Annotated in this window: 12 protein-coding genes; 9 read left to right on the plus strand and 3 right to left on the minus strand. The window is 57.1% G+C overall.

All coding sequences use genetic code 11. From position 1 onward, the window contains the following. Nucleotides 1–14: 14 nt before the first annotated feature. The 8 genes from plsY to KCG46_RS09170 all read left to right on the plus strand — a co-directional run bounded on the left by plsY (nucleotide 15) and on the right by KCG46_RS09170 (nucleotide 7119). Complete coding sequence (plsY, locus tag KCG46_RS09135) at nucleotides 15–596, plus strand: glycerol-3-phosphate 1-O-acyltransferase PlsY (protein WP_218404927.1); 582 nt, start codon at nucleotides 15–17, stop codon at nucleotides 594–596. Then, nucleotides 593–1729, plus strand: coding sequence for a DNA-processing protein DprA (gene dprA, locus KCG46_RS09140; RefSeq protein WP_369410183.1), 1137 nt, complete (start codon nucleotides 593–595; stop codon nucleotides 1727–1729). The genes plsY and dprA overlap by 4 nt, the downstream gene beginning before the upstream one ends. Nucleotides 1730–1756: 27 nt before the next feature. Beyond that, nucleotides 1757–2470, plus strand: coding sequence for a glycerophosphoryl diester phosphodiesterase membrane domain-containing protein (locus KCG46_RS09145; RefSeq protein WP_218404928.1), 714 nt, complete (start codon nucleotides 1757–1759; stop codon nucleotides 2468–2470). A gap of 6 nt (nucleotides 2471–2476) precedes the next feature. Beyond that, a complete protein-coding gene (locus KCG46_RS09150) occupies nucleotides 2477–3163 on the plus strand; it encodes a hypothetical protein (RefSeq protein ID WP_218404929.1) in 687 nt (228 codons plus the stop codon). 150 nt (nucleotides 3164–3313) lie between these two features. Continuing rightward, the gene (gene topA / locus KCG46_RS09155; RefSeq protein ID WP_218404930.1) at nucleotides 3314–5893 is read left to right on the plus strand and encodes a type I DNA topoisomerase; all 2580 of its coding nucleotides are present in this window, start codon (nucleotides 3314–3316) and stop codon (nucleotides 5891–5893) included. Nucleotides 5894–5993: 100 nt separating this feature from the next. Beyond that, a complete protein-coding gene (locus KCG46_RS09160) occupies nucleotides 5994–6290 on the plus strand; it encodes a hypothetical protein (RefSeq protein WP_255551849.1) in 297 nt (98 codons plus the stop codon). A 38-nt stretch (nucleotides 6291–6328) separates the two neighbouring features. After that, entirely contained in the window at nucleotides 6329–6889 is a 561-nt protein-coding gene (locus KCG46_RS09165; RefSeq protein ID WP_369410184.1) for a response regulator, read from the plus strand. 47 nt (nucleotides 6890–6936) lie between these two features. Beyond that, nucleotides 6937–7119: a hypothetical protein gene (locus KCG46_RS09170; protein WP_218404931.1), complete on the plus strand. Its 183-nt coding sequence runs from the start codon at nucleotides 6937–6939 to the stop codon at nucleotides 7117–7119. Nucleotides 7120–7647: 528 nt separating this feature from the next. Here KCG46_RS09170 and era read toward each other — a convergent pair. From era to lepB, 3 genes are read right to left on the minus strand one after another with little or no spacing between them, the layout of a single operon-like run. Further along, nucleotides 7648–8568 (minus strand): GTPase Era, encoded by a 921-nt coding sequence (gene era, locus KCG46_RS09175; RefSeq protein ID WP_218404932.1) that lies wholly within the window; start codon nucleotides 8566–8568, stop codon nucleotides 7648–7650. After that, the gene (gene rnc / locus KCG46_RS09180; RefSeq protein ID WP_218404933.1) at nucleotides 8565–9254 is read right to left on the minus strand and encodes a ribonuclease III; all 690 of its coding nucleotides are present in this window, start codon (nucleotides 9252–9254) and stop codon (nucleotides 8565–8567) included. Before rnc ends, era begins: the two co-directional genes overlap by 4 nt. Before the next feature lie 13 nt (nucleotides 9255–9267). Continuing rightward, a complete protein-coding gene (gene lepB, locus KCG46_RS09185) occupies nucleotides 9268–10110 on the minus strand; it encodes a signal peptidase I (protein WP_218404934.1) in 843 nt (280 codons plus the stop codon). Nucleotides 10111–10159: 49 nt separating this feature from the next. Between lepB and pgi the strand changes: the two genes are divergently transcribed. Further along, nucleotides 10160–11710: a glucose-6-phosphate isomerase gene (gene pgi, locus KCG46_RS09190; protein ID WP_218404935.1), complete on the plus strand. Its 1551-nt coding sequence runs from the start codon at nucleotides 10160–10162 to the stop codon at nucleotides 11708–11710. Nucleotides 11711–11731: the final 21 nt, after the last annotated feature.

Genomic DNA, 11731 nt, shown 5'->3' on the forward strand with positions numbered 1-11731 from the left:
AACGAAGGACCATAATGGAACCGATTTACGCCGCATTGCTGGGTTTCCTGCTGGGATCGGTTCCGTTCGGATTGATCCTGACCAAGGCGGCTGGGTTTGGCGATGTGCGCGATATTGGCAGCGGCAGCATCGGTGCGACCAATGTTCTTCGTACCGGAAACAAAGGCTTGGCAGCGGCGACGGTGCTGCTCGATGCGGCAAAGGGTGCTGTCCCTGTTCTGCTTACGGGCCAATTCCTGCCAGGCACCGAAGGTATTGCTGCGGTCGCAGCTGTCGCTGGCCACTGTTTTACCCCTTGGCTGAAATTCAAAGGCGGGAAGGGATTTGCAACAGCCGCAGGCGTTTTGCTCGCGCTGGCATGGCCCGTCATGCTCGTTTGCGCGGCAATCTGGGCGGCGACCCTTGCGCTCAGCCGTATCTCCTCGGTTTCATCAATGACAACGGTCGTTGCCGCTCCGCTTGTGGGGTGGGCCATGGGCTATCCTGCTATCGCCCTCCCGCTTATCGCAATAGCGGCCATTGTGCTGGTTCAGCATCGCGCAAATATTGGCCGATTGCTCAAGGGTGAAGAGCCGAAGGTTGGCAGCAAGAAGTGAGCGATGACGCAGTGCCCGCACTGTCGCAAGCAGAGGCTTTCGCCCGCATCCGGTTGCTGCGTTCACCTAATATAGGTCCCGTAAGTTACGCGCAATTGCTCGCACGGTTCGGCACTGCGGCTCAGGCTATCGAGGCGCTGCCCGATCTCGCAAGCCGTGGAAAATCCCCCTACAAGGCGGCGCCAGCCGAGCGAATAGAGGCGGAAGTGAACGGCGTGCGCAAAGCGGGGGCACGATACCTTTTCCATGATCAGGCGGACTACCCTGAATTGCTGGCGCAGATTGAAAGCGCGCCGCCGATCATCACCTGCCGCGGCAATCTGGCGTTAGCGTCTGAGCCATGCGTGGCGATGGTGGGCGCGCGCAATGCTAGCGCGGCGGCGGTTAAACTGGCGCGAGAGTTTGCAGGGGCTTTGGCCGAAGCGGGTTTCACGGTCGTATCAGGCTTGGCGAGGGGGATTGATGGCGCCAGCCATGAGGGCGCTTTCCCACGGACCATCGGCGTTATCGCGAGCGGGATCGACATCGCTTACCCGCCACAGCACACAGACTTGCAAGAGCGAATAGCGAATGAAGGTCTGCTGATCGCGGAACAGCCGCCAGGCACCGAGCCGCGCGGGCGGCATTTCCCAAGCCGCAACCGGATCATTGCCGGTTTGGCCAGCGGTACTCTTGTGGTTGAAGCTGCGCCCAAGTCAGGAACTCTTATCACCGCACGATTGGCTGGTGAGGCAGGTCGCGAAGTGATGGCAATCCCCGGTTCGCCGCTCGATACACGATCTCTTGGCTGTAATCAGCTGATCCGCGATGGCGCTGTGTTGGTGCAATCACCAGAAGAAGTTATCGAACTGCTTCAGAGCTTCACCGGCGCACCGCGATCGACCTTCCGCGTCGCTGAGGAGAGTGTCGATTTCGACTACAACGAATTGGCCGTGGTTGAGTCAGGTGATGGCGGGGCCGAGGCCGCAATATCCGGCCTACTGTCAACTGCGCCGATCAGCGTCGACGAATTGATCCGCCAATCAGGGGCCAGCGCGGCGGCGGTCCATATGGCATTGCTCGAGCTGGAAATTACCGGGGAGTTGGAGCGGCACGCCGGTGGACTGGTCAGTCTGACCGGGGCACAGAGATAAGTTATCAAAATCAGGGACTAACTTACAATGAAGAACGAGCTTACGCTCACCAACCTGCTCAACCAGACGGTTGCCGAGCTCACCGAGAATGGCCGGATAGTCGGCATCTTTTTGGCGTTGATGGTGCCCGTTAGTGGTTTTTTCGGCTGGGTCGCGGTCGCAGGCGGAGCAGCATCATCCATCTTCGATCTTAGCTCTACGACCAATATACTCGCTCTTGGCGGGGGGCTTATTGCTATCGGTTTGGCTGCTTTCGCGTTTATGATCGCTCTGACCTATTGGTTCTATGCAGCGCTTATGGCGTATGAGTCTGCTCCGGGCTTTGGGCGAATATGGCCGTGGATCGGGATCTATATTCTCGCTTCATTGGGCATTGGTTTTGGTCTTATCCTATTGATCGTTCCCGGCGTTATCTTGGTTGTCCGTTGGGCAATTGCGTTGCCGCTCGTGATTGAGGGTAAGATACCTGCCATGGATACGTTCGGGGAAAGTTGGGAGAGGACCAGCAGGTATGGTTGGTCCATTTTCGGCCTCTTGGTCATTCTTGTGATCGGGATGCTGATCTTGACCGGCATTGTTACTGGAATTTCTACCATTCTCGGCGGCCAAGCCTCAATTCCCGGGATCATCCTTGCGGCTCTGGTCGATGCCCTAAATTCGGCAGTTTTTGTCGCAGTTTCAGTGGCTGCTTGGAGGCTTTCGACGGACAAATCCGATGAAGTAGCCGAAGTTTTCGGTTAGTTCGCAATGGCCTATGTACCGACACGCACCGCTACGACCGGCCAGTTGATTGGGGGCACATTCGATGTGCTCGCTTCAAGCAGCCGCGAAATCGCGGTCTATGTGGCTGTATTCGCCGGCATGGGTTTGTTGCTTGCTATCGACAGCGTTGAGGGGCTGGTTTCAACCCTCAGTTTCCTGCTCTATTTTCCCGCGCAGTATTGGTTGTGCCGCCGAATGTTGCTCCGCGCGGGATTGAATCATTCGGATCAATTCCGCGTTTTCAGCCTTTTTGGGATGGCGGTGTTGCTTGGCCTCGCGCTGATGGTTGGGTTCAATATCTTTTGGATTCCGGGCATAATCCTCGGAGCGAAATGGGTCATGGCGCCGTCCTATCTCACGACACGCGATGGCAATTTGTTCGATGCGATAGGAGACGCGTGGCGAGCGAGCGATGGCAACACTTTGTCGCTCTCATTGGCTTACACCGCAGTCGGTGCCATCGGACTGTTCGTGTTCTGGGGCGTCATCATCGCAGCGAGCCTCACAGAAACGGTGATTGCTGATGGGAGCAGTCTTGTAAGCGGACCCGCCGCGGGGCTTTTCCTGTCGGTCTCGATCAATGTGTTACCGATCATGATGATGGCACTTTCTGTGGCCTCATACCGATTGCTTTCCGATGAAATGGAAGACCTTACGGAAGTGTTCGCATAAATGGGTGGCTGACATTGCTCGGCTTTGCTCTATACGGCGCGCTCATAAAGCAGATGTTATACGAACTTTCGATTGACCACTTGACGCTTTGCGGATGCCGACCCCACTCTCGCGCATACGTACACGTGTAGGGACATAGACCAGACCACCATGCAGCTTGTCATTGTAGAATCGCCGGCCAAGGCAAAGACTATCGAGAAATATCTGGGCAAGGACTTCAAAGTCCTTGCTAGCTACGGCCACGTCCGCGATCTGCCGCCAAAGGATGGCAGCGTGCGGCCTGATGATGACTTCGCGATGGATTGGGAGCTTTATCGCGATAAGCAGAAGCGGTTCAAAGAAATCAGCGACGCGGCCAAGGATGCGGACCGCTTGGTCCTCGCGACTGACCCTGATCGCGAAGGTGAAGCGATCAGTTGGCATGTTCAGGAGCTTTTGAGGAAGCGTAAGAACCTGCCGACCAAAGTCGACCGGGTCACATTCAACGCGATCACGAAATCCGCCGTGACCGAAGCGATGAAGTCGCCGCGTGAGCTCGATCAGCCTTTGATCGACGCCTATCTGGCTCGCCGCGCGCTCGATTATCTGTTTGGCTTTACCCTTTCGCCGGTCCTGTGGCGCAAGCTGCCCGGTGCGAAATCGGCCGGCCGCGTGCAATCTGTTGCTTTGCGTCTGATCGTTGACCGTGAGCGCGAGATCGAAGCGTTCAATGCCGATGAATACTGGTCAGTTCTGGCGAAACTGCAGCACGATGGCACTGAATTTGATGCGCGTCTGGTCCGGTACAAAGGCGAGAAGCTCGAAAAGCTATCGCTAGGCGGCGAGGGCGCAGCGATGGAGGCCAAGGCCGCCGTTGAAAGCGGGCGCTTCACCGTTGAAGGCATCGAGACAAAGCCGCTCAAACGCAATCCGTCCCCGCCGTTCACAACATCGACCATGCAGCAGGAAGCCTCGCGCAAGCTTGGCTTTTCCGCGAGCCACACGATGCGTCTCGCGCAGTCGTTGTATGAAGCGGGCGCGATCACATACATGCGTACCGACGGTGTGCAGATGGATATGTCGGCTATTATGGCGGCGCGCGACGCGATTGAAGAGCGTTTTGCAACTGAGTATCGCCCGGAAAAACCGCGTTTCTATAGCACCAAAGCCAAGAACGCTCAGGAGGCGCACGAGGCGATCCGTCCGACCAATTTCAGCCGCGATAAAGTTGGCGCGGGCGACGAAGCGAAACTGTATTCGCTGATCTTCAAGCGCGCGATGGCCAGCCAGATGTCCGCCGCTCAGCTTGAACGAACAACTGTAACTTTGCGCGATGCAACGGGTAGCCACGAATTGCGCGCGACCGGTCAGGTTGTGAAATTCCCCGGCTTCTTCGCGGTCTATCAGGAGGGCTTTGACGATAAGTCTGACGATGATGAAGACGGTCTGCTGCCAGCGATGAAGGACGGCGATGTGCCGGCCAAAACCGCGGTCGAGGCGAACCAGCACTTCACCCAGCCGCCGCCGCGTTTCTCCGAGGCCTCGCTGGTCAAACGCCTCGAAGAACTCGGCATTGGCCGCCCTTCGACCTACGCGTCGACCATTCAGACGGTGCGCGACCGCGATTATGTCCGCATGGAGAAAAACCGCTTCTTCGCAGAGGAAAGTGGGCGCCTGCTCACGGCATTCCTCGAACGGTTCTTCCCGACCTATGTCGCCTATGAATTCACCGCCGGAATGGAGGACGAACTCGACGTCGTCTCCGATGGCCGCGAGGACTACAAAACGCTGTTGTCGAAGTTCTGGAAAGACTTCAAACCCAAGACCGAAGAGGTCATGGAAAAACTGCCGAGCGAAGTCACAGAAGTGCTCGACGAGTACCTCTCCGACTATCTCTTTCCAGAGCGTGAAGACGGTAAAGACGCACGTTTCTGCCCGCTATGTGATCAAGAGGGACGCGAAGGCGGCAAGCTGAACCTGCGTGGCGGACGTTTCGGCGCGTTTATCGCCTGTCAGAATTATCCGGAGTGCAAATACACCCGCCGCTTTGCCCAGCCGGGCGCGGATGGTGAAGATCCGGCCGAGGACGGTTTGATGGGTGAGCACCCAGAAACCGGCGCGGAAATCCACCGCAAATCGGGACGTTTCGGCCCCTATGTTGAGATGGAAGTCGACGAGAAGAAGAAACGCGCTTCGATCCCCAAAGACCTCGACGATTTTGATCTGGAATGGGCGGTCAAACTGCTCGATCTGCCGCGGATTGTCGGTGCGCACCCTGAAACGGGCAATGAGATTGAGGCGGCGATTGGCCGCTATGGTCCGTATCTGCGCCATGACGGCAAATACGCCAAGCTGACCAGCACGCGCGACGTGTTTGACACCGGCATGAACGCCGCTGTTACGATGCTGGCCGAAGCTGCAAACCGCAAAGGCGGATCGCGCGGCAAGGCAGAACCGATCAAGACGCTGGGCGAACACCCAACAAGCGGCGGCGAGATCAAAGTCATGCCGGGCCGCTATGGCCCCTATGTTACCGACGGCAACGTCAACGCAACGATCCCGAAGGACGTGAAGCCGGAGGATATCGAAGCGGCGCAAGCGATCGAACTAATAGATGCCCGCGCTGCCAAGGGACCGGCTAAGAAAAAGGGTCGCAAAAAGGCCGCGCCAAAGAAGAAGGCAGCCGCCAAAAAGCCTTCTGCAAAGAAGAAAGCTCCGGCCAAGAAAAAGGCGCCTGCCAAAGACGCCTGACGCCCTGATCAGCGCCGCTCGGTGAGAAACCTCGAGCGGCGCTCATAAATCCTTTAGTATTTCCCCTTAGCACGTGTCTCAATATCGAGGGCCAAGACACGTGATTGAGATCGAAGTTCAAAACGAAACGCATCAAAACCAGGAGCGGGTTCGCTTCGCGGCGGTTCCGCGCATTGGCGAAGGGCTCCGCCTGAGGGAGCCTGACGGCATCTGGGCAAGCTATGATGTGATCGACGTTTGGTATCAAAAAGCAGAGTATGGCGACATCTGGATGCCGTATCTGCACGTGCGGATGACACCGGGCGAGGGCGCTGCAGAGAATGTTGACGCCGATCCACTGCATGATGAGCAAGACTTCGCAGTTCTTGGCGGGGAGCATGAACCATTCAAAATCTGATCAAACGCAACGCCGGCCCGAACCGCAACAAACATGCAATGGAAGGCAAGACGCTCGCTGAACGGCTGACACAGGCGCGTGAAGACGTTGAACCTGTCGAAACGCCCGAAGATGTGCAGGACGCGATTGACGCGGCACATGGCGGCGAAGAGACGTCGGGAACAGATGCCATTGTCGAACAAGCCAAAGCGATGCGCGGTCGGTTCGACGGAGTGGATATCCCGAAAGAAACCGCCAAGGTTTGTTTGATCGTTGATGACAGCCGCGTGATCCGCAAGGTTTCATCAAAGATCGCAAAGAGCCTTGGTTATGTTCCGGTGGAAGCCGAGAACGGTCATGAAGCACTGGCTCGCTGCAAAAAGGCTATGCCCGCTGTGGTTCTGACCGATTGGAACATGCCGGAGATGGACGGCATCGAATTCGTGTCCAAACTGCGTGCAATTCCGACACCGAAAGAACCAATCGTGATGTTCTGCACTTCCAATGGCGAAGCGAAAGACATCCATGAAGGCATCGGCGCGGGCGCTGATGATTACATCGTCAAACCGTTCGATGAAGCGGCGCTGGCTGCGAAACTCGCGAAGTTCAAGCGCGACTGAACGACTTAATCCTCGCCAAGCAAGCGCTTCCGCTATAGTCGGCACTCATGGGCAAGGAACATTTCGAGCGGCACAAACAGCCATGGAACGCTGAAGAAGCGAGCAGGCTGAAGCTGCTTGCCTCCAAAGGGCAGGGCCTCAAGCAAATCGCCAAAGCGCTGAACCGTAGCGAGGATTCCACCAAGAGTTTTGCCAAGCAGCAGAAGATCAAGATCGCAAAGAAGCGCTAATTCATACTTTTGAACTTGCGCAAGATCGCGGTAATTGACCTCATACTTACGGACTATAGGCTATCGGGCGCACGATCACGCACGCCCGATATTTCTTAGTCGTCGTTCCGGCAAGTAGGGCCATCGCAAGGCGCCTGAGCCGTTTCTGATTCGATGCAAGCAAGGTACGTCGCTCCTGCGGAACCTGCGCACCCAGATGTATCCGGGGTGCCGGGTGGGGGACACGCGCCAAGTGCACTGATATAGTTTGCTAGACAGCTTGATGCATATGCAGGTGCAACATTTACACTCATGGCGCCAACGCCGGCCATTAGTACAAAAAGAGTCTTTTTCATTTCTTCTCTCCATCTACCCGTCCGAGAGCAAAGTGAAGATATTTGAAAAAGTAAGTCAACGTATGAGCGTCTGAATCAAGTTGTAGGGAATGCCCATCAAGGTGAATTGAGTTACTTGAGGTGCAAGTTTCTAAACGAGACCGATTAATTTAAGTGCTTGGATTCTATTTAGTGAGTTACTGGTAATTATATTCTATTTGACCCAATCGAGGCCCATTTCCTCAAATACTTCTTTGTCTTCAGACCATTTTTGGCTGACCTTGACGTGCAGGAACAAGTGGACCTTCACGCCTAATATCTCTGAAAGTTCGGCCCGCGCCGCTTCGCCGATGGCTTTGATCTTCTGACCGCCTTTGCCCAGCACAATTGGTTTCTGGCTATCGCGAGCGATCACGATTTGTTGGCGCACTTCGACGCTTCCATCGGGGCGCACGGTGTAGCTTTCCGGACGCACCGCTGCATCATAGGGCAATTCTTCGTGCAATTGAGCGTAAACCTGCTCGCGGGTGATTTCTGTTGCTAGCAGGCGTTCTGATGCGTCGGAGACCTGATCTTCCGGATACATCCACGGGCCTTCCGGCATCGCCTTGGTCAGAAATTCCTTCATCTCATCGACACCGTCGCCAGACAGGGCAGACACAAAGAAAATCTCATCGAAGGCGACCCGTTCAGAAAGCTCTTGAGCCAATGCAAGCAGCGGCTCTTTCTTGGCTTTGTCGACCTTGTTTAGGACGAGGATCTTCTTTTCGGGCCGCTTTTCCATTGCCTCGATTAGAGGGATGAGCTCATGGCGGCGCTGTTTGATCGGATCAACCAGCAACAGGATCGCGTCGGCGCTTTCCGCACCTTCCCACGCTGCGCTGACCATGGCGCGATCCAGCCGGCGTTTCGGCTCGAAAATGCCCGGCGTATCGACGAGGATCATTTGAACCTGACCGTGAAGAGCGATACCCAGCATTCGGGCGCGCGTGGTTTGCGCCTTTGCGCTGGTAATCGCGACCTTTTGGCCGACCAGATTGTTCACTAACGTCGATTTGCCCGCATTGGGCGCGCCAATCACGGCGACGACACCGCAATGGGTGGTGCCGGATTGCGTAGGCGCTTCTGTACTCACCCGTATTCCTCCAAAAATGCTTGTGCGGCGCGCTTTTCAGCTTCGCCTTTACTCGACGCAACGCCTTCTGCCTGGCCGACATTGTGAACGCTGACCTGCACGGTGAAACGCGCCGCGTGATCGGGGCCGCTTCGTTCGATAACTTCGTAATTCGGCATGGCGCGGCGATTGCCCGCTGCCCATTCCTGCAGCGCGCTTTTCGGGTGCTTTGCCTTGCCAGAATCACCCGAGAGTTCGCTTTGCCAAAGCTGGTAGATCAAGTCGCGAGTAACGTCATAACCGTGCTCGATGAAGCTTGCGCCAATCAGCGCTTCCATCACATCGCCCAGGATGTTGTCACTGTCCGCGCCGCCATCTTCGCGGGCTTGCTTGCCTAGCCGGATGTGATCGGGAAGGTCGATATCCCGAGCGATGCGCGCGCAGGTTGCGCCGCTTACAAGCGCATTTAATCTCTGAGAGAGACGGCCCTCTGGCGCGTCACCAGCGCTGTAGAGCCATGCTGCAACAGACAGTCCAAGAACGCGGTCACCAAGAAATTCGAGCCGCTGGTAGTCCGCTTCGCTCGCGGAATTGGCCCCGCCGTTAAAGCTGCCATGCGTCAGCGCCTCAAGCCACGGCGCTTCATTTGCGACTGCGAAGCCTGTCGCTTCAAGCCATGCACGGGTCTCTGAGGCCAACTTTGTCATAGCGCTACAACACTCACAGCACTGTTCCGATCCGGCTTCCTCGCGCCGAGGAGAACCATGTCCATGGCTTGAGCCATTCTGCTCCGCCATCGGTTGACCACATGATTACGAACGCTTCGCCAACCAGCTTGTCTTGCGGGACAATACCGACAGCATCGCCCGACATTGCTTCAAACCGGCTGTCACGCGAATTATCGCGGTTGTCGCCCATCACGAACATATGGCCTTCGGGAATGGTGACTTCTTCAAAACTGTCGCCCTGCGTCAGGCCGAAATCGAGCACGTTGTAGCTGCGTCCGCCGGGCAGGGTTTCCTTAAATTGGCGATACCGGCACACTTGCTCGCCCGCATCACTGGTGACCTCATCCGCGCCCCAAGAGCAGCTGGTGTTGATCGAAACGGGAATGTCGAAATCGGCAATCTGCTCGCGCGGAATAAACTCGCCGTTGAGCACTAGCTGACCGCCCAACACTGCGATCCTATCGCCGGGCAACGCGATAACGCGTTTGATATAGTCCGTGTTATCGATCGGATGTTTGAAGATCACCATATCGCCGCGTTCCGGCTGGCTCGCGAGGATGCGACCTTCCGGCAGACCCGCATCAAACGGCAGCGAGTTGCCCGAAAACCCGTATGACCACTTCGCCGCCAACAGGTAGTCGCCATTCATCAGGCGCGGCAGCATGCTCTCGCTCGGGATCGAGAAAGGTGAGAAGATGCAGATGCGGAATATCAGCACCGCTGTGACCAGTTTCAGAACGAACTTTGTGAAGCTCCACCAGCTGTCTGTGCCGGTGTCGGTGCCCGTTTCGTCTTCTACTGTGTCGACAGGTGCAGTTTGTGTCTTAACATTCATTGCGGCTCCCCTTACTCGCAGCCGGACATCGCGCAAAGGGGTTTGACACATGACATCATCCGAAACATCCGCAGCTTGGTCTCGCTTGGAGGCTATCGAGCATTCAACGCTGGCCGATCTCTTTGCGAATGATCCTGACCGCGTGAGCAAATTGAGCCAGCGGATCGAGTTCGATATTCCCGATCATGGCCCCAATGGCGTCCTGCTCGACTGGTCGAAAACGCACCTTAGCGACGATTTTCTGAGCGCGTTTGAGGCTTTGGCAGAGGCGGCGGGTTTTGACACTGCGCGCACTGCTTTGTTCGATGGCGGGATGGTCAACCCGACAGAAGGCCGCCCCGCGACCCATGGCGCAATGCGTGGCAGCGGCACCGAAGCGGATGTTGAAGAGGCAATGGCGCTGCTCGCTCGGATGGGCATGCTGGTGGATGCGATCCACAACGGCGCGCTGGGAGAGGTTAAGCACCTGATCCATATCGGTATCGGAGGTTCCGCGCTTGGCCCTGATCTCGCCGTGGATGCGCTAACCCGTGATCTGAAGCGGATGGATGTCCACGTTGTCGCCAACATTGATGGCCTCGCCTTGGAGCAGGCATTTGCGGCTTGCGATCCGGCGACGACGATGATCGCGGTCGCTTCCAAGACTTTCACGACAACCGAGACGATGACGAACGCGGCGAGCGCGCTCAAATGGCTTGGCGACAATGGCGTTTCGGACCCGAGCGGGCGCGTCGTTGCGCTGACGGCTAACCCTGAAAAAGCGGTTGAGTGGGGCGTGGACGAGACGCGCGTGCTGCCTTTCCCTGAAAGCGTCGGCGGGCGTTATTCGCTGTGGTCGAGCATCGGCTTTCCGGTGGCGATGGCTGTGGGCATGGAGGATTTTCAGGCGATGCTGGCGGGCGCGCAGGCCATCGATACGCATTTCCGAGAGGCTGAGGGCCGCGCCAACGGATCGCTGCTCGCGGCGTTTGCTGACCAGTACTACACGCGCCTTCGCGGGTGTCAGACACGCGCCGTGTTTGCTTATGACGAGCGTTTGGCGCTGCTTCCCGACTATCTCCAGCAGCTTGAGATGGAATCCAACGGCAAAAGCGTGACTGCGACCGGAGAGCCGGTCAGCGCCTCAACCGCGCCGATCACGTGGGGCGGGGTGGGCACCGATGCACAGCACGCCGTGTTCCAATTGCTGCATCAGGGCACGCAGCTTGTGCCCGTGGACTTCATCGCCAGCATCGCGCCGGGAGACGAGCTTGATCCCGCGCATCACAAAGCATTGCTGATGAACTGCCTCGCGCAGAGCGCGGCTTTGATGGCGGGCGGCAATATGTCAGCCGACGGCAAAGACCCCGCGCGGAGCTTCCCCGGAGACCGGCCCAGCGCGATGTTCCTCGTCGATGATCTGGATGCGGGCATGTTCGGCGCGCTGATCGCATTCCACGAGCACCGCACTTTTGCCAACGCCGTGCTGATGGGCATTAACCCGTTCGATCAGTTCGGCGTGGAGCTCGGCAAGAAAATGGCCAAGGATATGGAAGGCGGCGAGGGCGAGTTTGACGCTAGCACTACGGCGTTGATGAAAGCGGCTGGGTTGTCCAGCTGATAGTTTTCTCTTATCGTTGCG

The sequence above is a fragment of the Erythrobacter crassostreae genome, assembly GCF_019204045.1.
Lineage (GTDB): Bacteria > Pseudomonadota > Alphaproteobacteria > Sphingomonadales > Sphingomonadaceae > Erythrobacter > Erythrobacter crassostreae.